Consider the following 25825-nt stretch of genomic DNA (forward strand, 5'->3'; position numbering starts at 1 on the left):
AGAACGGAACGCACCTCGAAAACCGAGGGGACATACATACAGACGCGAGCGCAGCCTGCTAGGTCTGAGGAGCGCAGGCTCGCAGCGCAACTTGTAGCATACGGGGGCAGCCGGACAGGGTCAATGCGCGAAGGCGCACACCCGGGGCGGATCGCCGCATACCCGGCGCAAGAACTGCCGCGAGAGGCCACGGAGAACGCATCCGGCCACCCGACGCGGACGCCCGGCCGCCCGCCCCGAGCGCGATCACGGACGGGTCCGGTCAGCGGACGGACGCGGGACGCGCCCCCGGCGATTCACGGAAGAGTACGACGAGGGAGCCGATCATCCAAGAGGTCGAACAGCCCGAACCGGAAGCCACTCGGCGCACCGCATCGGGCACGGAGAGCAGCCGCGCGAACCGCGGCTGGTGGGACCGCAACGCCGACGAGTACCAGAGCGACCACGGCGCGTTCCTGGGGGACGGGAGGTTCGTCTGGGGGCCCGAGGGGCTGGACGAGGCCGATGCCCGGCTGCTGGGCCCGGCGGGTGCGCTGGAGGGTCGGGACGTCCTGGAGATCGGTGCCGGCGCGGCCCAGTGCGCGCGCTGGCTCGCGGAGCAGGGGGCACGGCCGGTGGCGCTGGACCTGTCGCACCGGCAGCTCCAGCACGCGCTGCGGATCGGTGCGGACGGCATCGCCCTGGTCGAGGCGGACGCCGGGGCCCTGCCCTTCCGTGACGGGTCCTTCGACCTGGCGTGTTCCGCGTACGGTGCGCTGCCGTTCGTCGCGGACCCGGTGCGGGTGCTGCGGGAGGTGCGGCGGGTGCTGCGGCCCGGGGGGCGGTTCGTGTTCTCGGTGACGCACCCGATCCGCTGGGCGTTCCCGGACGAGCCGGGTCCCGAGGGGCTGTCGGTGGCGGCCTCCTACTTCGACCGCACGCCGTACGTGGAGCAGGGCGAGGACGGCGCGGCAGTGTACGTCGAGCACCACCGGACGGTGGGCGACCGGGTGCGGGACGTGGTGGCCGGCGGGTTCCGACTGGTGGACCTCGTGGAGCCGGAATGGCCGCTGTGGAACCGTCAGGAGTGGGGCGGTTGGTCACCTCTGCGGGGGCAGCTGATCCCCGGAACGGCGATCTTCGTCTGCGAACGGCACGAGTGACCCGGGAGCGCTCCGCACGTCCGGGTAAGTCATACGATCCGCTGATCCGACCCTGCCTGTGGACAACTGGACGCACCGGTCCCGACGAAGCAGCACACTGACCGCATGATCCGAACCGACGCACTCGACCGACTCCCGGTACGCGAAGCCGTTCCGGCCTTGCTGTCCGCCCTGGAGACGCAGGGCACCGCGGTGCTCTGCGCGCCCCCGGGGACCGGCAAGACGACCCTGGTGCCGTTGGCGCTCGCGGGACTTGCGGGGTACGAGGGCGTCGGGGACGGCGGGGCGCCCCGCCGGGTGGTCGTCGCGGAGCCGCGGCGGATCGCGGCGCGGGCCGCGGCGCGCCGGATGGCGTGGCTGCTCGGGGAGCAGCCCGGCGAGAGCGTCGGTTTCACGGTGCGCGGGGAGCGGGTGGTGGGCCGGCAGACCCGGGTCGAGGTGGTCACGACCGGGGTCCTCCTCCAGCGCCTCCAGCGGGACCAGGAGTTGGCGGGGGTGGACGCCGTGGTCCTGGACGAGTGCCACGAACGGCACCTGGACGCGGACACGGCCGCCGCGTTCCTCCTCGACGTCCGGGGCACCCTCCGCCCGGACCTGCGCCTGGTGGCCGCTTCGGCGACGACCGACGCGCGCGGGTGGGCGGAGCTGATGGGCGGGGCGCCGGTGATCGAGACGGCCGGCACCTCCCATCCGGTGGACGTGGTGTGGGCACCGCCGCCCCGGGTGGTGCGACCTGCGCACGGCATGCGCGTCGACCCGGCGATGCTGACGCACGTCGCGTCCGTGGTGCGCCGCGCACTGGCCGAGCGGACGGGGGACGTCCTGTGCTTCCTCCCCGGGGTCGGTGAGATCGCGCGGGTCGCGGGCCAGTTGGCGGACCTCACGGAGCGGAGCGACACGGAGGTCCTCCAGGTGCACGGGCGGGCGCCGGCCGCGGTGCAGGACGCGGTGCTGGCCGGTGGGTCCCGACGCCGGGTGGTCCTCGCGACGTCGGTGGCGGAGTCGAGCCTGACGGTGCCGGGCGTGCGGGTCGTGGTCGACTCGGGTCTGGCCCGGGAGCCGCGGACGGACCACGCCCGGGGCCTCGGCTCCCTGACGACCGTGCGGTCGTCCCGCGCCGCGGCCCGACAGCGGGCGGGGCGGGCGGGGCGGGAGGCGCCGGGAGCGGTGTACCGCTGTTGGTCACCGGCGGAGCACGACCGCTTGCCCCCGTTCCCCGCGCCCGAGATCAAGGTGGCCGAACTGACCGCGTTCGCGCTCCAGGCCGCGGTGTGGGGCGATCCGGACGCGACCGGGCTTGCCCTGTTGGACGCCCCGCCGGCGGGCGCGATGGCCGCGGCCAGGTCGGTGCTGACGGCGATCGGCGCGGTGGACACGGCGTCCGGGCGGGTCACCGAACGCGGCCTGCGGCTGGCGCGGGTCGGAGTGCACCCCCGGCTCGGGCGGGCCCTGCTGGACGGGGCGGCCGAGGTCGGCGGGCGCCGCGCGGCCGAGGTGGTGGCCCTGCTGAGCGAGGAACCTCCCCGGGAGTACGGGGACGACCTCGCCGCGGTGTGGCGCTCCGCGCGACGCGGCAACGACGGGTACGCGGCCCGGTGGCGCTCGGAGGTGCGCCGGCTGACGGCCGCCCTGGACGCGGCGGGACCCTCGGCGGAAGCCGGGACAGGACCCGGGGCCGTGTCGACGGGGCGGGGGGACGGGCCGAACGACTCGCCCGCCGATGACCGGGACCGGACCGGTGGCCTGGTGGTGGCACTGGCCTTCCCCGAACGGCTGGCGCGCGAGCGGGGCGAGGGCGACTACCGGATGGTGTCGGGGACCCGTGCGGAGTTGGGTGGCGGTTCGGCGCTGCGGGGCGTCCCGTGGTTGGCGGTGGCGGTCGCGGACCGTCCGGCGGGTGCCGGGCACGCTCGGGTGCGACTGGCCGCCGTCGTGGACGAGGACGTCGCTCGCCGGGCCGCCGGGTCCCTACGGACGGAGGGCGAGGAGGTCACCTGGTCCGAGGGGGACCTGATCGCCCGGCGGGTGGAACGGCTGGGGGCGGTGGAACTGACGGTGCGTCCGCTGCGGGACCCCGAACCCGGGCTGGTCCGGGAGGCCCTGCTCCAGGGGCTGCGGCGGGAGGGGCTCGGGCTGCTGCGGTGGGACCGGGACGCGTCCGTGCTGCGGCAGCGCCTGGCGTTCCTGCACCGCACGGTGGGCGGGGACTGGCCCGACGTGTCCGACGAGGCGCTGCTCGCCCGGGCCGATGAGTGGCTGGAGCCCGAGCTGGGGCGGGCCCGGGGTCGGGCGCAGCTCGCTCGGATCGACGCGGGGCAGGCGCTCACCCGGCTGCTGCCGTGGGCGAGCGGGGAGGCGGCCCGGCTCGACGTGCTGGCACCGGAGCGGATCGGGGTGCCGAGCGGTTCCCGCATCCGGGTGGACTACGCGGACCCCGAACGTCCCGTGTTGGCGGTGAAGTTGCAGGAGATGTTCGGGCTGGCGCGGACACCGGAGGTGGCGGGGGTGCCGCTGCTGGTGCACCTGTTGTCCCCCGCGGGACGACCGGCGGCGGTGACCGCCGACCTCGCCTCCTTTTGGAAGGAGGGGTACCGCGCGGTGCGGGCCGAGCTGCGGGGGCGGTACCCCAAGCACCCGTGGCCGGAGGACCCTGCGGCGGCACGGCCCACCCGGCACACCAAGGCGCGGGCCGGGAGCTGAGCGACGCGCCGCTGCCTGGCGGGGCCGACGGGCCGGATGTGCGACGCCCCCGCGTCCGTGGTGCCGGTGGACGCGGGGGCGGGCGGGGCGGGCGGGGCGGCGGATCAGGTCGCGGGCGGGGCCTCGACCTTCAGTTCCACCGTGAGCGTGGCGCCCCCGGTGGTGGTGATGCGCAGCAGGAAGGTGCCGGGGACCTCGTCGGCGTGCAGCTGTGGCAGCCGCAGCAGTCCGTCCTTGTCGGTGACGAGGCCGGTGAGGGTGCGCACGGGCTTGCCGGCGGCGTCCTTGAAGTGCGGTCCCTTGTCGTTCGGGGTGGTGTCCTCGGCCGACGTGACCAGGGTGGCCGTGGCCGCGACGCGGGCGGCGGCAGCGCCCTTGTAGGTGGCCTTGACCTCGACGGCGTCCGCGAACTGGGCGCCGGGCACGCAGATCAGTTCCTTGTCGCCGGTGCGGACGAGGGCGTCGGCCTGTCGAGCGGTGACGGTCGCCGGGAGGTCGGTGCGCACCGCGCGCCCGACGAGTGCGGCACGCACGATGAAGCGGCCGACCTTCTCGCCCGCCACCAGTGCGGGCGCGGTGGCGATGCCGGCCCGGTCGGTGAGGACGGTGGCGACGCTCTCGCCACCGGGGAAGGTGGCGTCGGTGTCGCCGACGAGGCTGAAGCGGACGCGCACCTTGCCCACCGGATCGCCCGACGCGTTCTGCGCACGGACCTTGGCGGCATGGGCGAAGGTCCCGCCCGCGGTCGCCGTGAGTCGCTCACGACTCGTGTGCGCCAACCGCTTCACCGAGTCGGTCGGAGTCGAGGTGGGCGGGCTCGTGGGCGGGGTGGTCGGAGGGGTCGTGGGCGGGGTGGTGGGCGGGGTGGTGGGCGGGTCGCTCGGGTCGACGGCACCAGGCGGCTTGGTGGGGTCGTCGGGGTCGGGCGACGGGGTCGCACCGGGCTCCGAAGGGCTGCGCGGCTTGTCGTTCGCGCCGTTGTCGCCGTTGTCGCCGTTCTTGTCGTCCCCGTTGCCCTGGTCGTTCTGGTTGTTGTCGTCGCCGGAGCGCGGGGTGGACGAACCCGGGCGGTCGCCCGAGCCGTCGCCGGCTCCGCCGCCGGTGCCCCCGTCGCTGCGGTCCCGGGGCACGGAGCCGGAGCCGTCGGGGATCTCGTGGGTGCCCTCGCGGTAGTACTCCAGCCACGACAGCACGGTGTTCGCGTACTCGGTGGACCGGTTGTAGCTGAGGATCGCCGCACGGAGTTGGGGCGCCTTCGTGAGGTCGCGACCGCCCGCGCAGAGGTAACGTCCGGCGGCGAGCGCGGCGTCGTAGATGTTGTTGGGGTCCCGCTTGCCGTCTCCGTTGGCGTCGGCGCCCCATCCCTGGCCGTCCGGTCCGCCCTGGCCCCAGGTGGAGGGGATGAACTGCATCGGTCCGACGGCGCGGTCGTACGTCGAGTCGCCGTCGAACGCCCCGTTGTCGGTGTCCGAGATGTTCGCGAAGCCGTTGCCGTCGAGGACGGGGCCGAGGATCGGGGACGTCGTCGTGCCGTTGCCGTCGACCTGGCCGCCGCGGGCGTGGCCCGATTCGACCTTGCCGATCGCGGCGAGCAGTTCCCAGGGGAGGTTGCACTCCGGCTGGGAGGAACGCAGCGAGGATTCGGCCCGCTTGTAGGCGTCGAGCACGGTCGCCGGTATGCCCGATTCCGATCTTCCCCCGTTGGCCGTCTCACCGGCGGTGGGCGGTACGGCCGGGCTCTTGAGCGGCGGCAGTTCGGTGTAGTAGGGCGAGTCGCCGGTGGCCGAAGGGTCACCGCCCTGGAAGCCCGGTGCGTTGTCGGCGGCCTGGAGCCCGGACGCCGAGTCGGTGATTCCTTGCGCACCGGGTGCGCCCGACGCGGACAGTGCCGCCACGGCCAACGCCGCGACGGCGGTGGTCGCCGCTCCCTTGCACAGCCTTCTGCCGAGGTACGCCGCCATTGAACCAGTTCTCCTCTCCGCCGCTGACAGATCCCGCGCGCGCGGTCCCTCACGCACGCTGTGACCCTACGGCAACTTCCTGTGCGGAGACATGGGTTCACACCCGATTTAAGGTGATTGATTCGCCTATGGGGGACGGGTGGGTACGCGGTCCGGCGGTAGGCGATTCCCGTTGGGGACCGCTCACCGGATTGCACACGGCGGACGCCCCGTCAGTTCCACGCCGGGGCGAGTAGCGGCCCGCCCCAAGCCACGGGCGACGGGCGACGGGCAGGCGCGACGGCGTGCGGACGGCGAGCGGCGAGCGGCGAGCGGCGAGCGGCGAACCCGGTACGAGTCGGGCCGGAGCGACGGGCTGGAGTGGGGCGGGCGGGTTCAGCCCGTACGACGCGGTGGGCGGTTGCGCGCGCCGCCCCCGCGAAGGCGCCGGGCGAAGGAGTGCGGCAGGGCGGTCGTCCCCGGCGGCCAGCGGAAGGCGGTCGGGGACTCGCGGCGAACGCTCGCCGCCGCACACCGTGCCCCGCTCCCCCGTGCCCTCCCCCACGGCCGCAGCGCGCGCACCCGGCGCGACCACGACGAAGCCGCCCCACCGCCCGGAGGCGATGGGGCGGCGAGATCCCGTTCCCGGTCGGCGCGGCGCAGCACCGCGGACCGCGCGCCCTCGGCGGCGGCACCCACCGCGGATATCGGTGCCAGCAGCACCGCCACCGCCGTGGCGAGGCCCGCGGTGAGGCTCGCACGCAGGTTGAGACCCATGCACGGCATCCTCGCGGTGCGGCTCCCCGGTGTCCCGGGGGCGCGGTCCAAGCGGGTGACCCGCCCCGGCAGGGCCGGGGACCGGGGCCGTCAGTGCGCGGCGGACTCCCAGTCGCTGCCGGACCCCACGGACACGTCCAGCGGGGCTCGCAGCCGCACCGCGGCCGCCATCTCGCGGCGGACCAGTTCCTCCAGGGGTTCCCGCTCCCCGGGCGCCACCTCCAGGACGATTTCGTCATGGACCTGGAGGAGCATGCGCGAGGCCAGCTCGGCCTCCTGCATCGCACGGTCGACGTTCAGCATGGCGATCTTGACGATGTCCGCGGCGGTGCCCTGGATCGGTGCGTTCAGGGCCATGCGCTCGGCCATCTCACGGCGCTGGCGGTTGTCGCTGTTGAGGTCGGGGAGGTAGCGGCGACGACCGAACAGGGTCTCCGTGTAGCCCGTGGCGCGGGCCTCCTCCACCACGCGGTGGAGGTAGTCGCGAACTCCGCCGAAGCGCTCGAAGTAGGTGTCCATCAGGGCGCGGGCCTCCCCCGCCTCGATGGTGAGCTGCTGGGAGAGGCCGAACGCCGACAGTCCGTACGCGAGACCGTAGGACATGGCCTTGATCTTGCGGCGCATCTCCGCGTCCACCGCGGACCGCTCCACCCCGAACACCTGCGAGGCGACGGTGCTGTGCAGGTCCTCGCCGGAGGTGAACGCCTCGATGAGGCCCTCGTCCTCCGACAGGTGGGCCATGACCCGCAGCTCGATCTGGCTGTAGTCCGCGGTCATCAGGGACTCGAAGCCCTCGCCGACGACGAACCCCCGACGGATCGCGCGGCCCTCGTCGGTGCGGACCGGGATGTTCTGGAGGTTCGGTTCCGTGGAGGACAGCCGTCCCGTGGCCGCCACCGTCTGGTTGAAGGTGGTGTGGATCCGGCCGTCCGCCGCGACCGTCTTGATCAGACCCTCGACCGTGACGCGCAGCTTCGCCTGCTCCCGGTGGCGCAGCATGATCACGGGCAGTTCGTGGTCGGTCTGGGTGGCGAGCCAGGCCAGGGCGTCCGCGTCGGTGGTGTACCCCGTCTTGGTCTTCTTGGTCTTCGGCAGGTCCAGCTCGCCGAAGAACACCTCCTGGAGCTGCTTGGGCGAACCGAGGTTGAACTCGTGGCCCACCGATGCGTGGGCCTCCTTCACCGCCTGCTGGACCGCACCGGCGAACATCTGCTCCATGGATTCCAGATGGGCCCGGTCGGCTGCGATGCCGTGCCGCTCCATCCGTGCCAGCAGCTCCGAGGTGGGCAGTTCCACGTCCCGCAGCAGGTCCGCGGCGCCGACCTCTGGCAGCCGCACCTCGAAGGCCCCGCCGAGGTCGAGGACGGCCCGCGCCTGCACCATCAGCGCGTCCGCCTCCGCCTGCTCGTCCGCGCCGAACGCCAACTGGCCGTCGGCCGCCGACGCCGGCGCCAGCTCCCGACCGAGGTACTCCAGCGTCAACGCGTCGAGCGCGAAGGAGCGGCGGCCCGGCTTCACCAGGTACGCGGCGAGCGCGGTGTCCATCGTGATGCCGTCGATGCTCCAGCCTTGTTCGGCGAAGACCCGCATCACGTTCTTGGCGTTGTGCAGCACCTTCGGGGCGGCGGGGTCGGCCAGCCAGGCGGCGAAGGCGTTCTCGTCGGCCTGGTCGAGCTGGGCCGGGTCGAACCAGGCCGCCGCCCCGTCCGCCGCGGCGAGTGCGATCTCGGTGACCGTGCCCGTGCCGAGCGACCAGGTGTCCACCACGGCCAGGCCGAGGGGCCGGCCGCCGTGTGCGGCGAGCCAGGGGGCGACCTCGCCCGTGGCCAGTACCGTGCCGTCGACCTCGACGCCCGCCTCGACCACCGGCTCCTCGGCGATCGCGCCCGGGTCCACCGCGAGCAGCCGCTCCCGCAGCGACGGATTGCGGATCTCCAGCGTGTCCAGGACCATCGCCACGGCCTGGCGGTCGTAGGGGGCGCGCGCCAGCTCGGTGACCGTGCGCGGCAGTTCCACGTCCCGGGTCAGTTCGGTGAGCCGGCGGTTCAGCTTCACGGCGTCCAGGTGGTCGCGGAGGTTCTGGCCGGCCTTGCCCTTGACCTCGTCGACGCGTTCCACCAGTTCCGCGAACGAACCGAACTGGTTGATCCACTTCGCGGCCGTCTTCTCGCCCACTCCGGGGATGCCGGGCAGGTTGTCGGACGGGTCGCCGCGCAGGGCGGCGAAGTCCGGGTACTGCGCGGGCGTGAGGCCGTACTTCTCCTGCACCTTCTCTGGGGTGAATCGGGTCAGCTCCGACACGCCCTTCGTCGGATAGAGCACCGTGGTGTGTTCGCTGACCAGCTGGAACGAGTCTCGGTCGCCCGTGACGATCAGCACCTCGAAGCCCTCGGCCTCGGCGCGCGTCGCCAGGGTCGCGATGACGTCGTCGGCCTCGAAGCCGTCGACCGCGAAGCGCTCCGCGTGCATCGCGTCGAGCAGTTCGCCGATCAGCTCGACCTGGCCGCGGAACTCGTCGGGGGTCTTCGAACGGTTCGCCTTGTACTCGGTGAACTCCTCGGAGCGCCACGTCTTGCGGGAGACGTCGAACGCCACCGCGAAGTGCGTGGGCGCCTCGTCACGCAGGGTGTTCGCCAGCATCGACGCGAAACCGTAGATCGCGTTCGTCGGCTGGCCCGTTGCGGTGGTGAAGTTCTCCGCGGGCAGCGCGAAGAACGCGCGGTACGCCAGTGAGTGCCCGTCCATGAGGAGCAGCCGCGGTCGGTCGCCGTCCGCGCCCGCTGCCGTCCCGGTCTTCTTCGATGCTGTCTCTGCCACGCCCCCGATCCTGCCACGCTCCACTGACAGCGGACTCCGCCGCCGCCCGCCACCGGGGCCCTGTCACACCCCCGTGGGAGGATCGGGGCGCCGTGGTCAGCGCGGCGACCGGACCCGCTGCTCGACGAGGAGCCGAGATGGCCAGCAAACCGCCCCAGAGCGACCCGGTGCAGGACGCCCCCGAGGTGTCCCCGCCCCCGCACGCGGCGGCCGGGTTGCCCGGCATCGGCCACAGCCTGCGCACGGCGCAGCAGCAGATGGGGGTGCGGCGCGCCGCGCTCACCCTGCTCCGGGTCAACCAGAAGGACGGCTTCGACTGCCCCGGGTGCGCCTGGCCCGAGCCCGAGCACCGGCACACCGCCGAGTTCTGCGAGAACGGGGCGAAGGCCGTCGCCGAGGAGGCGACCCTGCGGCGGGTCACCCCCGCGTTCTTCGCCGAGCACTCCGTGGCCGACCTCGCCGAGCGCAGCGGCTACTGGCTCGGTCAGCAGGGGCGCCTCACCCACCCGCTCTACCTGCCCGAGGGCGCGGAGCACTACGAACCGGTCAGCTGGGAGCGGGCCTTCGCGATCGTGGCCGAGGAGCTGAACGCCCTGGGCTCGCCCGACGAGGCCGTCTTCTACACCTCGGGCCGCACCAGCAACGAGGCCGCGTTCCTGTACCAGCTGTTCGTCCGCGAGTTCGGCACCAACAACCTCCCGGACTGCTCGAACATGTGCCACGAGTCCTCCGGCTCCGCGCTCACCGAGACGCTGGGGGTCGGCAAGGGCAGCGTGCTGCTGGAGGACCTGTACCGGGCGGACCTGATCATCGTCGCCGGGCAGAACCCGGGGACGAACCACCCGCGGATGCTCACCGCGCTGGAGAAGGCCAAGGCGTCCGGCGCCAGGATCATCACGGTGAACCCGTTGCCCGAGGCCGGTATGGAACGGTTCAAGAACCCCCAGACCCCCAAGGGACTGATGAGGGGCACCGCGCTCACTGACCTGTTCCTCCAGATCCGCATCGGCGGCGACCAGGCCCTGTTCCGGCTGCTGAACCGGCTCCTGCTCGACACCGAAGGCGGCGTCGACCGGGAGTTCGTCCGGGAGCACACCCACGGGTACGAGGAGTTCGCGGCGGTCGCCCGCAGCGCCGACTGGGACGAGACGCTGACCGCCACCGGGCTGGAGCGCGGTGCGATCGAGGAGGCGTTGCGCATGGTCCTCGCCTCCCGGCGCACGGTCGTGTGCTGGGCGATGGGCCTCACCCAGCACAAGCACTCCGTCCCCACCATCCGCGAGGTCGTCAACCTCCTGCTGCTGCGCGGCGCGATCGGCCGCCCCGGTGCGGGGGTGTGCCCGGTGCGCGGTCACTCCAACGTGCAGGGCGACCGGACGATGGGCATCTTCGAGCGCCCGGCGCCCGCCTTCCTCGACGCCCTGGAGCGGGAGTTCGGCTTCGCGCCGCCGCGCGCCCACGGCTACGACGTGGTGCGGGCGATCCGCGCGCTGCGCGACGGCGACGCGAAGGTCTTCCTCGCGATGGGCGGCAACTTCGTCTCGGCGTCCCCCGACACCGAGGTCACCGAGGCGGCGATGCGGCGCGCCCGGCTCACCGTGCACGTCTCCACCAAGCTCAACCGTTCGCACGTGGTCACCGGGGCCCGCGCGTTGATCCTCCCGACCCTCGGCCGCACCGAGCGCGACCTCCAGGCGCACGGCGAGCAGTTCGTCACCGTCGAGGACTCCATGGGGATGGTCCACGCGTCCCGCGGGCGCCTCGCCCCGGCGGGCCCGGAGCTGCTGTCCGAGCCGGCCATCGTGTGCCGCCTCGCGCGCGCCGTCCTCGGCGGCCGGAGCAACACCCCCTGGGAGGAGTTCGCCGACGACTACGCCACCGTCCGCGACCGCATCGCCCGGGTGGTACCGGGCTTCGAGGACTTCAACGCCCGGATCGCGCGGCCCGGCGGCTTCACCCTGCCCCACGCACCGCGCGACGAGCGCCGTTTCCCCACCGCCACCGGGAAGGCCAACTTCACCGCCGCGCCCGTCGAGCACCCCCGGGTGCCCGCCGGTCGGCTGCTGCTCCAGACCTTGCGCTCCCACGACCAGTACAACACCACCGTCTACGGACTCGACGACCGTTACCGGGGCATCAGGAACGGTCGCCGCGTGGTGCTGGTGCACCCCGAGGACGCCCGGGCACTCGGCTTCGCGGACGGGTCGTACGTCGATCTGGTCAGCGAGTGGCGCGACGGGGTCGACCGCCGGGCGCCGGGGTTCCGGGTCGTCCACTACCCGACCGCCCGGGGGTGCGCCGCGGCGTACTACCCGGAGACCAATGTCCTCGTCCCCCTCGATTCGACCGCCGACACCAGCAACACGCCCGCGAGCAAGTCCGTGGTCGTCCGGCTGGAACCCCCCACCACCGCCTAAGCGTTCGCTCAGTCGACCTGGTAGAACGGGTCGGACACACCATGTGCACCTGACACGCACAGACATGGACGAACCCGAACGGAGTGGACCCGTGGGCGAACAGCACGCCGTGAAGTTCCCGCAAGAGGTCATCGACGAGTACGCGAGCCTGGGCGTCGACCTGCCGTCCTTATTCTCGGCCGGACACCTCGGCACCCGGATGGGCATCGAACTCGTCGAGGCGTCCGCCGAGCGCGTCGTCGCCACCATGCCCGTCGAGGGCAACACCCAACCGTACGGGCTCCTGCACGGCGGCGCCTCGGCCGTGCTCGCGGAGACCCTGGGATCCATCGGCGCGATGCTGCACGGCGGCGCCGGCAAGATCGCGGTGGGCGTGGACCTCAACTGCACCCACCACCGCGGCGTGCGCTCCGGCGTCGTCACCGGCGCCGCCGTCCCCGTCCACCGGGGCCGTTCCACCGCCACGTACGAGGTCGTCATCACCGACGCCGAGGACCGGCGGGTGTGCACCGCCCGTCTCACCTGCCTGCTCCGCGAGGCGGGCGCCCGGGCGAGCTGACCCGGGACGGCCCCGGAGTTCGCCGCACGTACGCGGCTCCGCGGACGGGTCGGGTGACCGTCCGGTTCCGCTTTCCCGGGGCCCGACCTGTCCACCATGCGGACAGGTCGGCGCCCCTCCCGCCCCTCCACACGGCGGCTTGCGACGCTCCGGGCCCGGCGGCCCGGCGCCCGCTCGACCCCGGTCACCCTGCGAGACGCCCACCGCGCCCCTGACCGGCCCGATCCCCCGACGCGGGCACCCCGTCACACCCCGTTCCGGCAGGCCGAACACACCGGCGCCCCTCCGGCGCACCCGCCCGCCGGAACGACCACGACCCCGTAGCGCGTGCATCCTCCACGCATCGGCCACCCCCGCCGCGCCCACCGGCCGCCGGCCCCCTTCGGGCGCAACGCCGCGGACCCTCAGGTGCCGCCCGGCGTTCGCGTCCGGAAATCGGGCACCTCAGCGGCCCCGCGATCAGCCCGGACCGGGGCGAACCACCCCATCACGCCCGCTTTTCGCCCGCACGGCGCCCGACGAGCACCCCGATGCCGTGCGGGCGCGGCGGTGACGCGCGTCAAGTCGCCCGCCCGGGGCCCCGCGCCGCCCCGGCCCGTCCCGGCAGCCCTCGGACCGCGCGGTGCGGCAGACATGCACCCCGTTCAACATTCACAGGAATCCCAGGAGCCCTTCTCCGTATCACCATCGATTCCACCCGTTGCCGGGAAAGCCCGGACATCACACACCCCAGGAGGGGACATAGAGGGACGTTCACTTCGAACTCCCACTGAATACCGAACCCTCCTCGGGAAACTTCACGCTACGTAACACGGAAGCAATAGTCATCGAACATCTCAATGTTAGCGGCATCTAAATTATCGATCATTTCCGGGTGGTCAAAACGATCATCAAACACCCCTTCTCCGGCGCCCACCGCACCACCAAGCGGAAGTGCGGACTCTCAGAATGTGGACCACACGGAGAAACCATCGAAGCCGTCCGATCGGCAAGGAGCGGAATCAGAAATTCCGGCCCGTCATAACAAGAGAGTCACAAGCGCGCCCACGCCACTGCCCCGGGCCAGGGCTCAGGCTTAGAGTCACCGCCAGTCACCGCTCCATAGGGAGTTCGGTACCAGCCCGGCATTGTTTCGACCCAAACAGGGACGGACCTGTCGGCGGAAAGGACTGATTGTGCGACAGCGCTCTTTGCTGATACTCACCTCCGTTCTCACCACCGGAGCGCTCACCCTCACCGCTTGTGGATCACGCGACGACGGGGGCTCCGGAGACGACTCAGGCGGCGACACCACCCTCACCATCGGCGTGGACGCGCCCCTCTCCGGCGAGAATTCCGCCACCGGGCTCGGCATCCAGTACGGCGTCAAGATCGCCATTGACGACGCGAACAAAAAGAAGCTCGTCCCCGGCGTGAAATTCGTACTCAAAGCACTTGACGACAAGGCCCAGCCCGCCACCGGTCAGCAGAACGCCTCGGCCCTCGTGGCGGACAAACAGGTCGTAGGCGTGGTCGGCCCGCTCAACTCGGGCGTCGCCCAGACCATGCAGCAGGTGTTCGCCTCCGCCAACCTGGTGCAGATCAGCCCCTCCAACACCGACCCCGCACTGACCCAGGGCAAGGACTGGCAGAGCGGCGACAAGAAGCGCCGCTACCCCACGTACTTCCGCACCGCCACCACCGACGCCCTCCAGGGCGGCTTCGCCGCGGACTACGCGTACAACGGGCTCAAGAAGAAGAAGGTCTTCGTCGTCGACGACAAGCAGACCTACGGCGCCGGCCTGGCGAAGATCTTCCGCGAGCAGTTCAAGAAGCTCGGCGGCACCGTCGTCGGCACCGACAGCGTCAACACCGGCGACAAGGACTTCGGCGCCCTCGTCACCAAGATCGAGGACGCCAAGGCCGACCTCGTCTACTACGGCGGCCAGTACGACGAGTCCCAGCTCATCACCAAGCAGTTGAAGGAGGCCGGGGCGAAGATCCCGCTCTTCGGCGGCGACGGCATGTTCACCCCGACCTACATCGAGACCGCGGGCGCCACCTCCGAAGGCGACCTCGTGACCTCCGTCGGCGTGCCCGTCGACACCCTCCCCGCCGCCAAGCAGTTCATCGACACCTACAAGGCCAAGGGCTACAAGGGCGACTACGGCACCTACGGCGGCTACTCCTACGACGCCGCCACCGCCATCGTCAACGCCGTCAAGGCGGTCAAGGAAGCCAACGGCGACAAGCTGCCCACCGGGAACGACCTGCGCAAGAAGGTCGTCGAAGAGGTCGGCAAGAGCAACTTCGAAGGCATCGCCGGCAAGGTCTCCTTCGACGAGTACGGAGACACCACCAACAAGCAGCTGACCGTGTACCAGGTCAAGGGCGGCAAGTGGGAAGCCGTCAAGACCGGTACCTACAACGGCTGACCCGCCCGCACCACGACCCCCGCACCACCAGACGGCACCGGTTCCGCCCAGGGCCGCGCGGCAGGCAGATCCCCACCGCGCGGCCCCTCGTCTGGCCCCGACCTGCCCACCCCCAGCGACAATGGAGGCCACGCGGTGAACACTCTGCCGCAGCAGCTGGCCAACGGGCTGCTCCTCGGCTCGATGTACGGGCTGATCGCCATCGGATACACGATGGTCTACGGCATCGTCCAGCTGATCAACTTCGCGCACGGCGAGATCTTCATGATCGGCGGCTTCGGCGCGCTGACCATCTACGCCTACGTCCTGCCGGCCGGCACCTCGATCTGGGCGGCCCTGCCGCTGATGCTCATCGGCGGTGGACTCTTCGCCGTCCTCTTCGCCGTGGGAGCCGAACGCTTCGCCTACCGCCCCCTGCGCGGAGCGCCCCGACTCGCCCCCCTCATCACCGCCATCGGACTCTCCCTGGCCCTCCAGGAAGTCGTCCGCAACTTCTACCCCCGCGCCGACAAGCCCCGCGTCTTCCCCGAACTCGGCGGGGGCAGCTACGAGATCGGTACCCTCACCGTCACCAACGCCGACGTCTTCCTGATCAGCATCGCCGCCGTCTGCATGACCTCCCTCGCCCTCTTCGTCCGGCGCAGTCGCACCGGACGCGCCATGCAGGCCACCGCGCAGGACCCCGACACCGCGCAGCTCATGGGCATCGACACCAACCGCATCATCGTGATCGCCTTCGCCATCGGCGGATTCTTCGCCGCGGTCGCCGCCGTCGCCTACGGCTTCAAGTACGGTCACGTCGAGTACCGCATGGGCTTCATCATGGGCCTCAAGGCGTTCACCGCGGCCGTGCTCGGCGGCATCGGCAACATCTACGGCGCCATGCTCGGCGGAGTGGTCCTCGGCATCGCCGAAACCCTCGCCAGCGCCTACATCGACGGCATCCCCGGCATGGAACAGCTCGGCGGCTCCAGTTGGGCCAACGTCTGGGCCTTCTGCCTCCTCATCCTCGTCCTGCTGTTCCGGCCTCAGGGCCTGCTCGGCGAGCGCGTCGCGGACAGGGCGTGATCACCGTGACGACCACCCCGCGCGCCACCGCGCTGCTGCCCCTGCCGACCCCCGCGGCCCGTGCCCTGATCCTCGCCGGCGGCCCGGCGAGCATCGTCTCCCCCTTCCTCGCCTGGACCTGGACCAGCAGCTTCCCCGGTGACCTGACCGTCTACGGGTACCCCGGCGGGCTCCAGTGGATGACCCTCATAGCCGGCGTGCTCACCACCTTCTACGCGCTGGCCTCCGCCGGCGTGCCCGGCGTGCGCCGGTTGAACCCGGGCGGCGGCGACGCCCCCCTCGCCCTCGCCGCACTCGGCCTCTTCGCCACCACCTGGTTCACCGTCATCGCGATCGCCGTCACCCTCGGCGGCCTGGCGAACCTCGAACCCGGGGCCTACGTCGCCGCCGTGGCCGCCGCGCTGCCCCTGATCGGCGCCCTGGCCCTGCCCCAGCAGGCGCCCCGGCTCCCCGACACCGCCGGGGGACGGACCGCCGCGCTGCGCCCGCTGTTCAAGAAGCCCGATCGGATACCCGCGCCCTCCCCCCTCGCGCCCTGGGTGCAGCGGGCCGTGATCACCCTGGTCGCCTTCGCCGGACTGGGAGTCTTCACCTTCGGAGTGGACACCCCCTCCGAAGAGGGCGAGACCTTCATCGGCTACCTGATCGTGGTCGTCTTCGGCATCTGGGCGCTCAGCACCGCCGGGATCGTCGACCGGCTCTCCCGGCTCACCGCCGACAACCGCGCCTTCACCCTGGCCATGGGCTTCGCCGCGGCCATCGTCTTCCCGTTCACCCAGTCCAACGACCATTACGCCAACATCGGCGTCAACATCCTCATCTTCGGCACCGTCGCCCTCGGCCTCAACATCGTCGTCGGCCTCGCCGGACTCCTCGACCTCGGGTACGTGGCCTTCCTCGGTGTCGGTGCCTACGCAGCCGCCCTGGTCTCCGGCTCCGAGTTCTCCCGCTTCTCCGGGGTGCAGTTCCCCTTCTGGGCCGCCGCCCTCACCGGCGCCGCCGCCTCGTTGATCTTCGGCGTCCTGATCGGCGCCCCGACCCTGCGCCTGCGCGGCGACTACCTCGCCATCGTCACCCTGGGCTTCGGCGAGATCTTCCGCATCGCCGTCAACAACCTCGACGGCGAATCCGGCCCCGACATCACCAACGGCCCCAACGGCATCCCCTCCATCCCCGACCTCACGATGTTCGGCTTCGACTTCGGCGAGAGCCACCAGATCGCCGGCATCACCCTCGGCCGGTTCGCCAACTACTACCTGCTGATGGTCGTGATCATGGCCATCGTGGTCCTCGTCTACAACCGGGCCGCCGACTCCCGCATCGGCCGGGCCTGGGTCGCCATCCGCGAGGACGAGACCGCCGCCACCGCCATGGGCATCAACGGCTTCCGCGTCAAGCTCATCGCCTTCGCCCTCGGCGCCGCGCTCGCCGGGCTCGCCGGCACCGTCAGCGCCCACGTCACCTACAGCGTGGTCCCGAACCCCTACCAGTTCGCCGGGTCCACCCCGCCCAACTCCGCGTTCCTCCTCGCCGCCGTCGTCCTGGGCGGCATGGGCACCGTCAGCGGGCCCCTGCTCGGCGCCGCGCTCCTCTACCTGCTGCCGGAGAAGCTCGTCTTCCTCCAGGACAAGTCCCTGCTCGCCTTCGGCATCGCCCTGGTGCTCCTCATGCGCTTCCGCCCCGAAGGCATCATCGCCAACCGCCGTCAGCAACTCGAATTCCACGAAACCGGGCAACTCGACGTCCCCGATCGAGGGCTCGAACCGGGTCCCGGCGCGCACACCACCAAGGCGGGGGCGTGACCACCATGAGCACCGACACCACCACCGCCGCCACCGCCGGCGCCACCCTCCTCGAAGCCACCGGCGTCACCATGCGCTTCGGCGGCCTCACCGCCGTACGGTCCGTGGACTTCACCGTCAACGCGGGAGAGATCGTCGGACTCATCGGCCCCAACGGCGCCGGGAAGACGACCTTCTTCAACTGCCTCACCGGTCTCTACGTCCCCACCGAAGGCACCGTCGCCTACCGGGGCACCGTCCTGCCTCCCAAACCCCACCTCGTCACCCAGGCCGGCATCGCCCGCACCTTCCAGAACATCCGGCTCTTCGCCAACATGACCGTCCTGGAGAACGTGCTCGTCGGGCGGCACACCCGTACCAAGGAAGGACTCTGGTCCGCGCTCCTGCGCGGCCCCGGGTTCAAGAAGGCCGAACGGGAGTCCGAGGAACGCGCGATGGAGCTCCTCGACTTCATCGGGCTCGCCCGCAAACGCGACCACCTCGCGCGCAACCTCCCCTACGGCGAGCAGCGCAAACTGGAGATCGCCCGGGCCCTCGCCAGCGACCCCGGGCTCCTCCTCCTCGACGAGCCCACCGCGGGCATGAACCCCCAGGAGACCCGCACCACCGAAGAGCTCGTCTTCGCCATCCGGGACCAGGGCATCGCCGTCCTCGTCATCGAGCACGACATGCGCTTCATCTTCAACCTCTGCGACCGGGTCGCCTGCCTCGTCCAGGGCGAGAAGCTGGTCGAGGGCACCAGCAGCGTGGTCCAGAGCGACGAACGCGTGATCGCCGCCTATCTCGGCACCCCCTTCGACGGGGCGCCCGAGGACTCCGCCCTCGCCGAGGTCGTCGCCGCCGAGGCCGCCGCCCACACCGACCCGACCGGGGGCGCCGCGGAACCCGACGCCCCGTCCGACGCCCCGCGCGACACCCCGTCCGGCGGCCCGCACGAAGGCACCCGCGCCATCCGCCCGGAAGGGGACACCCCGTGACCGCGCTCCTGGAAGTCAAGGACCTCAGGGTCGCCTACGGCAAGATCGAGGCCGTCAAGGGCATCTCCTTCACCGTGGACGCGGGACAGGTCGTCACCCTCATCGGCACCAACGGAGCGGGGAAGACCACCACCCTGCGCACCATCTCCGGCCTCCTGAAACCGCTCAGCGGCAGCATCACCTTCGCCGGCACCCCCCTCGGCGCCACCCCCGCGCACAAGATCGTCGCCCTCGGGCTCGCCCACTCCCCCGAAGGCCGCCACATCTTCCCCCGGCTCACCATCGAGGAGAACCTCCAACTCGGCGCCTTCCTCCGCAAGGACACCGAGGGCATCCAGCAGGACGTCCAGCGCGCCTACGACCTCTTCCCCATCCTCGGCGAACGCCGCAGACAAGCCGCCGGCACGCTCTCCGGCGGCGAGCAGCAGATGCTCGCCATGGGCCGCGCCCTGATGTCCCGCCCCAAGCTGCTCATGCTGGACGAGCCGTCCATGGGCCTCTCCCCGATCATGATGCAGAAGATCATGGCCACCATCGCCGAGCTCAAGGCCCAGGGCACCACCATCCTGCTCGTCGAGCAGAACGCCCAGGCCGCGCTCTCCCTCGCCGACCAGGGGCACGTGATGGAGATCGGCAAGATCGTCCTGTCCGGCGCCGGCCCCGACCTCCTCCACGACGAGTCGGTCCGCAAGGCGTACCTCGGAGAGGACTGACCCCGCGCACGACGAGGCCCGCCGCCCGGAGATCACCTCTCCGGGCAGCGGGCCTCCCGCGTGCCGCGGTGCGCGTGCCTACTGCTGCTGGTCCTTCGCGGCCCGGCGCTCCTTGCCGTCCTCGATCACGGCCTCCGCGACCTCCCGCATCGACAGCCGGCGGTCCATCGAGGTCTTCTGGATCCAGCGGAACGCGGCGGGCTCCGACAGGCCGTACTCGGTCTGGAGCACCGACTTGGCCCGGTCCACCAACTTCCGCGTCTCCAGGCGCTGCGTCAGGTCCGCGATCTCCTGCTCCAGGGTGCGGAGCTCCGTGAAGCGCGAGACCGCCATCTCGATCGCCGGCACGACGTCGCTCTTGCTGAACGGCTTCACCAGGTACGCCATCGCGCCCGCGTCGCGCGCCCGCTCCACCAGGTCCCGCTGGGAGAACGCGGTCAGCATCAGGACCGGGGCGATCGATTCCTCCGCGATGCGCTCGGCGGCGGAGATCCCGTCCAGCTTCGGCATCTTCACGTCCAGGATCACCAGGTCCGGACGGAGTTCCCGGGCCAGTTCGACGGCCCGCTCGCCGTCGCCCGCCTCGCCGACCACGCTGTAGCCCTCTTCCTCCAGCATCTCTTTGAGGTCGAGGCGGATGAGCGCCTCGTCCTCGGCGATGACGACGCGGGTCGTCAGGGGAGGCACGTGCGACTTGTCGTCGTCTTCTACGGGCTGGGGCGGCTCGGGGGCGGTCACCTGGGGCTCCTCGTGGCGGGCCTGTCTGTCGTGGCAATGCAGCCTACCCAGCAGCGGACACGGGCGCCGACCCGGTATGCTGCTCGGGTGCCCTGCCGGGTTGGCGGAATGGCAGACGCTGATGTCTCAAACACATCTGTCCGAAAGGACGTGCGGGTTCGAATCCCGCACCCGGCACGCTTGAAGCGGAAGTTCACCCTCGGTGTGAACCTCCGCTTTTTTTCTACCCGAAGCAGCCGTGCTCACGCAGTGTGGCCACGCCGTACCCGCCGGGAAAGTCGTCCGTCCTCGCCCGGCGGGCCCGGGTGGCCGCGTACCCGCGGCCGTCCGTCAGGACGGGTTGTCCCCGATGTGGTGGATCCGGACCAGGTTGGTGGAGCCGGAGACCCCGGGCGGGGAGCCGGCGGTGATCACCACCGTGTCGCCCTTCTTGCAGCGACCGATCTTCAGCAGTTGCTCGTCGACCTGCTCGACCATCGCGTCGGTGGAATCGACGTGCGGGCCCAGGAAGGTCTCGACGCCCCAGGTGAGGTTGAGCTGGGAGCGGGTCGCCGGGTCGGGCGTGAAGGCGAGCAGGGGGATCGGCGAGCGGTAGCGGGACAGCCGCTTGACGGTGTCACCGGACTGGGTGAAGGCGACCAGGAACTTGGCACCGAGGAAGTCACCCATCTCGGCGGCGGCCCTGGCTACCGCTCCCCCCTGCGTACGGGGCTTGTTGGCCTCGTCGAGGGGCGGCAGACCCTTGGCGAGGAGGTCCTCCTCGGCCGCCTCGACGATGCGCGCCATGGTCCGCACGGTTTCGACGGGGTACTTCCCCACGCTCGTCTCGCCGGAGAGCATGACGGCGTCGGTGCCGTCGATGACGGCGTTGGCGACGTCGGACGCCTCCGCACGGGTCGGCCGGGAGTTCTCGATCATCGAGTCGAGCATCTGGGTGGCGACGATGACGGGCTTGGCATTGCGCCTGGCGAGTTTGACAGCCCGCTTTTGCACGAGCGGAACCTGCTCCAGGGGCATTTCGACGCCGAGGTCGCCACGGGCCACCATGATGCCGTCGAATGCGGCGACGATGCCCTCGATGTTCTCGACGGCCTGGGGCTTTTCGACCTTGGCGATGACCGGGACGAATCGCCCCTCTTCCCGCATGATGCGGTGGACGTCCCTGATGTCCTGTCCGCTCCGCACGAAGGAAAGGGCGATGACGTCGAACCCGGTGCGCAACGCCCAGCGGAGGTCGTCCTGGTCCTTGGTGGAGAGCGCGGGGACGGAGACGGCGACACCGGGGAGGTTCAGGCCCTTGTGGTCGGAGACCATGCCGCCCTCGATGACGGTGGTGCGCACCCGGGGGCCGTCCACGGCGACGACTTCGAGGGTGACCTTGCCGTCGTCCACGAGGATGCGTTCGCCCGCGGTCACGTCGGCGGCGAGGCCGTCGTACGTGGTCCCGCAGGTGTGGCGGTCGCCCTGGACGCCGTCCTCGACGGTGATGGTGAACGTGTCCCCGCGTTCAAGGAGTACGGGACCTTCGGTGAAGCGACCGAGCCGGATCTTCGGGCCTTGAAGGTCGGCGAGGGCGCCGACGCTGCGGCCGGTCTCGTCGGATGCCTTGCGGACGCGGTGGTAGCGCTCCTCGTGGTCGGCGTAGGAGCCGTGGCTGAGGTTGAAGCGGGCTACGTCCATTCCGGCTTCGACCAGTGACTTGATCTGGTCGTACGAGTCGACGGCGGGGCCCAGGGTACAGACGATTTTTGCTCGGCGCATGGTTCGAGAGTAGAGCTTACTGGCGGGTAGGAAATTGGTATGAGGTGACTGCCCAACATCCTTTGCATGAAAGGGTTTTAACAACTGTTGAATTGTGCACAGGGGTGCTCTGATGAGCATTTCCCGGCGTCGGGGTGCGGCTATTCGGGCACGTGGGGTAGCCGCGCGCAGCCACCGGGGAAAGGCCGGGCGGGCCGGGTCACAGGCGCGGCGGGACGAGGGTGAAACGGGCGTGCACGGCGGCGTTGACGTACTGGCGCTGGGGTTCGAGGTCGAGCGGCGGGACGTCGGCACCCTTGACGGCGCCGCCGGCGAACGCCGCGCTCCTGAAGCCCCCGGCCGCGGTGGGCCTCCAGTCGGCGCCGGCCGCCGCGTCGGCGCCGATGTCGGCGAGTTCGACCAGGTGCGCGACGGTGGTGCCGAGGGCCTCGGCGTACTCCCGGGCCCGCGTGACGGCGTCGTGGACGGCCCGCCGACGGACCTCGCGGTGCAGCGGCGAGGTGGGGCGCAGGTCCCACCAGGGGCCCTCGACCCGGGTGAGGTCCTGGTCGGCGAGCCGGGTGGTGAGTTCGCCGAGCACGTCGAAGTCGCCGAGTTCCGCGGTCAGGTGGATGTGCCCCTGGTAGTGGCGCACGTGATCGGCCCGGCCGCGCTTGGTGAGGTGCGGGGTGACGGTGAGGGTGCCGGTCTCCAGGTGCTCGACGGCGTCCCCCTGGGCGCGGATCAGGTCGAGGGTGGCGGTGTTGCGACCGGTGAGGTTGGTCAACAGCCGGGTGCGGTCGGTGTCGCGGGCGGTGAGGGTGACGGTGATGCGGGCGATCTCGGGGGCGGCTTCGAGGTGGGCCTCCCCGCGGACGGCGAGCCGGGGGGTGTCCGGGGTGCCGTAGGGCAGCGCGGTGGACTCGGCGGGGTGCTGAGGGGTGGTCATGGGGCCACTGTGGCACGGGGACGGGACCGGCGGGCACGGGCGTCGAGGGCGAGCGGGGTGCGACGGGGTCCGGTGGGGGTGGCCCAGGGAGTGGGGGGCGAGTCAGCGGGGGGCGGTCAGCGGGCTTCCTTGAGCGGGGTGAGCGTCAGTGCGCCGACGGGGCCGACGGGTGCGGGTCGGCTGAGCCCGAAGGTGGTGAAGGCGGTGCGGACGGGCAGGGGGTAGGGGTTCTTGCCGGTCACGGAGTTGAGGATGGTGGCGCTGCGCCAAGCGGCGAGCCCCAGGTCCGGGGTGCCGACGCCGTGGGTGTGGCGTTCCGCGTTCTGGACGTAGAGGTGACGGCCGGTGGCACCCAGGGAGGGGGCGAGGACGAGGCGTTGGTGCCGGTCGACGCGGAGCCGTCCGGAGGCGTCGTGGCGCAGGTGGGGGGTGAGCTCGGCGAGCAGGGGGGTCAGGGGGCGTTCGCGGTAGCCGGTGGCGAGGACGACGGCGTCGGTGGTGAGGCGACTGCGGGTGCTCTGCTGGGCGTGTTCCAGGTGGAGTTCGACCCGGGTGGTGGCGACGCGTCCCGCGGTGCGGACGGTGACGCCCGGGGTGAGGACGGCGTCGGGCCAGCCGCCGTGCAGGGTGCGTCGGTACAGCTCCTCGTGGATGGCGCTGATGGTCTCGGTGTCGATGCCCTTGTGGAGTTGCCACTGCCGGGGGACGAGGGTGTCCCGGACGGGCTCGGCGAGGTCGTGGAAGTAGTGGGTGTAGTCCGGGGTGAAGTGTTCGAGGCCGAGTTTGGAGTACTCCATGGGGGCGAACGCTTCTGTGCGGGCCAGCCAGTGGAGGCGTTCGCGTCCGGGGGGCCGACTGCGCAGCAGGTCGAGGAAGATCTCCGCACCGGACTGGCCGGAGCCGATCACGGTGACGTGGTCGGCGGCGAGCAGGCGTGCGCGGTGGGTGAGGTAGTCGGCGGAGTGGTGGACGGGGACGGTGGGGTCGGCGGCGAGGGGGCGCAGGGGGTCGGGGACGTGGGGGGCGGTGCCGATGCCGAGGGCGATGTTCTTGGCCAGGGCTCGACCGGTGGGCCCGGGCTCGCCGTCCGGTCCGGTCCGGGTGAACTCGACGTCGAAGAGGGCGCGTTCGGGGTTCCAGCGGATGGTGTCGACGTGATGGCCGAAGTGGAGGGTGGGGAGGTGGTCGCTCACCCAGCGGCAGTAGGCGTCGTACTCGGTGCGCGGGATGTGGAAGCGCTCGGAGAAGTAGAAGGGGTAGAGGCGTTCGTGGGCGCGGAGGTAGTTGAGGAAGCTCCAGGGGCTGGCGGGGTCGGCGAGGGTGACCAGGTCGGCGAGGAAGGGGACTTGGAGGGTGGCGCCGTCGATGAGGAGCCCGGGGTGCCAGTGGAAGGCGGGGTGGGGGTCGTAGAAGGCGGTGTCGAGGGTGGTGAGGGGGTGGGCGAGGGCGGCCAGTGACAGGTTGAAGGGGCCGATGCCGATGCCGATGAGGTCGCGGGGGGTGCCGGGGTCCCGGCGGGGCGCGGAACTCACCAGGGGCACTGCGGGCGGCGGGGTGGGGGTCATCGTCGGGGGTGTCCTTCCACCAGGTCGAGGAGGGTGGTGAGGTCGTGGGGGCTGGTGTGGGGGTTGAGGACGGTGGCCTTGAGCCAGAGGCGGCCGTCCGCGCGGGCGCGGCCGAGGACGGCGTCCCCGTCGTGGAGGAGGCGGCGGCGCAGGGCGGCGAGGTGGTGGTCGTCGGCGTCCCGGGGGCGGAAGAGCACGGTGCTGATGGTGGGGGTGGCGTGGAGTTCGAGGTGGGGACGGCGGGTGATGAGGTCGGCGAGGGTGTGGGCGTGGGCGCAGACCTGGTCGACGAGGGCGCCGATGCCGTGGCGGCCGAGGGCGCGGAAGGTGACGGCGAGTTTGAGGACGTCGGGGCGGCGGGTGGTGCGCAGCGAGCGGGTGAGGAGGTCGGGGAGGCCGGCTTCGGTGTCGTCGTCGGCGTTGAGGTAGTCGGCGCGGGTGGTGAGGTGGGCCAGGTCGCGGGGGTCGCGGACGGCGAGGAGTCCGGTGGCGACGGGCTGCCAGCCGAGTTTGTGGGCGTCGAGGGTGACGGTGTGGGCGTGGTGGATGCCGGTGAGGAGGCGGCGGCGGGTGTCGCTGAAGAGGAGTCCGCCCCCGTACGCGGCGTCGAGGTGGAGGCGGGCGCCGTGTTGGGCGGCGAGCCGGGCGAGGTCGGGGAGGGGGTCGATGAGTCCGGCGTCGGTGGTTCCGGCGGTGGCGGCGACGAGGGCGGGGCCGGGCACGCGGCTGAGGGCGGTGCGCAGGTCCTCGGGGTGGAGGGTGCCGGTGGGGGTGGGGATGACGTGGGGTTCGGGGAGGCCGAGGAGCCAGGCGGCGCGGCGCAGTGAGTGGTGGGCGTTGGCGCCGCAGACGAGGGTGGTGCGGCCGAGGAGTTCCCGGGCGAGGAGCAGGGCGAGTTGGTTGGACTCGGTGCCGCCGGTGGTGACGAGGGCCGTGGGGGGTTCGGTGGCGGGTCCGGGGGTGGGGGCGTCGCGGTAGACGAGGGCGGCGAGTTCGGTGGTGACGAGGGCTTCGAGGGCGGAGGCGGCGGGGGCCTGGTCCCAGGAGTCGAGGGAGGGGTTGAGGGCGCTGGCGGCGAGGTCGGCGGCGGTGGCGACGGCGAGCGGGGGGCAGTGCAGATGGGCGGCGCACAGGGGGTCGGCGGGGTCGGCGGCGCCTTCGGCGAGCATCCGGACGAGGGTGTGCAGGGCCTCTTCGGCGCCGGTGCCGTGCTCGGGGAGCGCGGGTGCGGCGGTGGCCCGGACGCGGTGGGTGACGGCGGCGGGTCCGCCGGCCGGAAGGGGGCCGCCGCGGGTGGCGGCACCGGTGCCGAGGGCGCGGAGCACGGTGGCGACGAGGGGTCTGAGGTGGGTGGCTCCGTTGGTTCCCCCGGCGAGTGGCGGCTGCGCGCTCATGGTGGTGCCTTTCGGGTGCTGGGGCGCGAAATGCCCAGACTGGCGGCCTGGTTGGGGCGGCCGCGTAGATCCACAGGAAGGGAACCCGAAAGAGTTACGGCGGGTGGACGGGC

General features: G+C 71.8%; 16 protein-coding genes and 1 tRNA gene. 10 read left to right on the plus strand and 7 right to left on the minus strand.

Features of this window, described 5'->3' with window-relative positions; translation table 11 throughout:
* Nucleotides 1-323: 323 nt before the first annotated feature.
* On the plus strand, nucleotides 324-1142 hold the full coding sequence (locus tag ACFV88_RS03255; protein WP_385486006.1) for a class I SAM-dependent methyltransferase: 819 nt from the start codon (nucleotides 324-326) through the stop codon (nucleotides 1140-1142).
* Between the two features lie 105 nt (nucleotides 1143-1247).
* Nucleotides 1248-3842 carry an ATP-dependent helicase HrpB gene (gene hrpB, locus ACFV88_RS03260; protein WP_385485444.1) on the plus strand — a complete coding sequence of 865 codons (2595 nt, stop codon included), beginning with the start codon at nucleotides 1248-1250 and terminating at the stop codon, nucleotides 3840-3842.
* Between the two features lie 104 nt (nucleotides 3843-3946).
* On the opposite strand, the gene ACFV88_RS03265 is transcribed toward hrpB, so the two are convergent.
* Together ACFV88_RS03265 and polA are read right to left on the minus strand one after the other, a co-directional pair.
* Nucleotides 3947-5803 (minus strand): lytic transglycosylase, encoded by a 1857-nt coding sequence (locus ACFV88_RS03265; RefSeq protein WP_385485446.1) that lies wholly within the window; start codon nucleotides 5801-5803, stop codon nucleotides 3947-3949.
* A gap of 846 nt (nucleotides 5804-6649) precedes the next feature.
* On the minus strand, nucleotides 6650-9376 hold the full coding sequence (polA, locus tag ACFV88_RS03270) for a DNA polymerase I (protein WP_385485448.1): 2727 nt from the start codon (nucleotides 9374-9376) through the stop codon (nucleotides 6650-6652).
* A 137-nt stretch (nucleotides 9377-9513) separates the two neighbouring features.
* On the opposite strand from polA, the gene ACFV88_RS03275 reads away from it, so the two are divergent.
* The 7 genes from ACFV88_RS03275 (at nucleotide 9514) to ACFV88_RS03305 (ending at nucleotide 19326) form a co-directional block, all read left to right on the plus strand.
* Nucleotides 9514-11793 carry an FdhF/YdeP family oxidoreductase gene (locus tag ACFV88_RS03275; RefSeq protein WP_385485450.1) on the plus strand — a complete coding sequence of 760 codons (2280 nt, stop codon included), beginning with the start codon at nucleotides 9514-9516 and terminating at the stop codon, nucleotides 11791-11793.
* A gap of 91 nt (nucleotides 11794-11884) precedes the next feature.
* On the plus strand, nucleotides 11885-12352 hold the full coding sequence (locus tag ACFV88_RS03280) for a PaaI family thioesterase (RefSeq protein WP_385486008.1): 468 nt from the start codon (nucleotides 11885-11887) through the stop codon (nucleotides 12350-12352).
* 1190 nt (nucleotides 12353-13542) lie between these two features.
* Nucleotides 13543-14766, plus strand: coding sequence for a branched-chain amino acid ABC transporter substrate-binding protein (locus ACFV88_RS03285; RefSeq protein ID WP_385486010.1), 1224 nt, complete (start codon nucleotides 13543-13545; stop codon nucleotides 14764-14766).
* 135 nt (nucleotides 14767-14901) lie between these two features.
* On the plus strand, nucleotides 14902-15834 hold the full coding sequence (locus ACFV88_RS03290; RefSeq protein ID WP_385485452.1) for a branched-chain amino acid ABC transporter permease: 933 nt from the start codon (nucleotides 14902-14904) through the stop codon (nucleotides 15832-15834).
* A complete protein-coding gene (locus tag ACFV88_RS03295) occupies nucleotides 15831-17636 on the plus strand; it encodes a branched-chain amino acid ABC transporter permease (RefSeq protein WP_385485454.1) in 1806 nt (601 codons plus the stop codon). The genes ACFV88_RS03290 and ACFV88_RS03295 overlap by 4 nt, the downstream gene beginning before the upstream one ends.
* A 5-nt stretch (nucleotides 17637-17641) precedes the next feature.
* Complete coding sequence (locus ACFV88_RS03300; RefSeq protein ID WP_385486012.1) at nucleotides 17642-18613, plus strand: ABC transporter ATP-binding protein; 972 nt, start codon at nucleotides 17642-17644, stop codon at nucleotides 18611-18613.
* A complete protein-coding gene (locus ACFV88_RS03305; RefSeq protein ID WP_385485456.1) occupies nucleotides 18610-19326 on the plus strand; it encodes an ABC transporter ATP-binding protein in 717 nt (238 codons plus the stop codon). The genes ACFV88_RS03300 and ACFV88_RS03305 overlap by 4 nt, the downstream gene beginning before the upstream one ends.
* Before the next feature lie 78 nt (nucleotides 19327-19404).
* Here the strand turns inward: ACFV88_RS03305 and ACFV88_RS03310 are convergent, their stop codons facing one another.
* On the minus strand, nucleotides 19405-20064 hold the full coding sequence (locus ACFV88_RS03310) for an ANTAR domain-containing response regulator (protein ID WP_385485458.1): 660 nt from the start codon (nucleotides 20062-20064) through the stop codon (nucleotides 19405-19407).
* Between the two features lie 94 nt (nucleotides 20065-20158).
* Between ACFV88_RS03310 and ACFV88_RS03315 the strand changes: the two genes are divergently transcribed.
* Nucleotides 20159-20241, plus strand: a tRNA-Leu gene (locus ACFV88_RS03315).
* Between the two features lie 153 nt (nucleotides 20242-20394).
* Here ACFV88_RS03315 and pyk read toward each other — a convergent pair.
* The 4 genes from pyk to ACFV88_RS03335 all read right to left on the minus strand — a co-directional run bounded on the left by pyk (nucleotide 20395) and on the right by ACFV88_RS03335 (nucleotide 25712).
* A complete protein-coding gene (gene pyk / locus ACFV88_RS03320) occupies nucleotides 20395-21825 on the minus strand; it encodes a pyruvate kinase (protein ID WP_385485460.1) in 1431 nt (476 codons plus the stop codon).
* 199 nt (nucleotides 21826-22024) lie between these two features.
* Nucleotides 22025-22753 (minus strand): SIMPL domain-containing protein, encoded by a 729-nt coding sequence (locus ACFV88_RS03325; RefSeq protein ID WP_385485462.1) that lies wholly within the window; start codon nucleotides 22751-22753, stop codon nucleotides 22025-22027.
* A gap of 116 nt (nucleotides 22754-22869) precedes the next feature.
* Nucleotides 22870-24318: a lysine N(6)-hydroxylase/L-ornithine N(5)-oxygenase family protein gene (locus ACFV88_RS03330; protein ID WP_385485464.1), complete on the minus strand. Its 1449-nt coding sequence runs from the start codon at nucleotides 24316-24318 to the stop codon at nucleotides 22870-22872.
* Nucleotides 24315-25712: a pyridoxal phosphate-dependent decarboxylase family protein gene (locus ACFV88_RS03335; protein WP_385485466.1), complete on the minus strand. Its 1398-nt coding sequence runs from the start codon at nucleotides 25710-25712 to the stop codon at nucleotides 24315-24317. Before ACFV88_RS03335 ends, ACFV88_RS03330 begins: the two co-directional genes overlap by 4 nt.
* Nucleotides 25713-25825: the final 113 nt, after the last annotated feature.

Origin of the sequence: Streptomyces sp. NPDC059816 (assembly GCF_042732055.1) — a bacterium.
Taxonomy (GTDB): Bacteria; Actinomycetota; Actinomycetes; order Streptomycetales; family Streptomycetaceae; genus Streptomyces.

Coding starts and splice junctions, on each gene's coding strand:
- hrpB (WP_385485444.1), top strand. CDS start 1,248: ATGATCCGAACCGACGCACTCGACCGACTCCCGGTACGCGAAGCCGTT.
- ACFV88_RS03265 (WP_385485446.1), bottom strand. CDS start 5,803: ATGGCGGCGTACCTCGGCAGAAGGCTGTGCAAGGGAGCGGCGACCACC.
- ACFV88_RS03275 (WP_385485450.1), top strand. CDS start 9,514: ATGGCCAGCAAACCGCCCCAGAGCGACCCGGTGCAGGACGCCCCCGAG.
- ACFV88_RS03300 (WP_385486012.1), top strand. CDS start 17,642: ATGAGCACCGACACCACCACCGCCGCCACCGCCGGCGCCACCCTCCTC.
- pyk (WP_385485460.1), bottom strand. CDS start 21,825: ATGCGCCGAGCAAAAATCGTCTGTACCCTGGGCCCCGCCGTCGACTCG.
- ACFV88_RS03325 (WP_385485462.1), bottom strand. CDS start 22,753: ATGACCACCCCTCAGCACCCCGCCGAGTCCACCGCGCTGCCCTACGGC.
- ACFV88_RS03330 (WP_385485464.1), bottom strand. CDS start 24,318: ATGACCCCCACCCCGCCGCCCGCAGTGCCCCTGGTGAGTTCCGCGCCC.
- ACFV88_RS03335 (WP_385485466.1), bottom strand. CDS start 25,712: ATGAGCGCGCAGCCGCCACTCGCCGGGGGAACCAACGGAGCCACCCAC.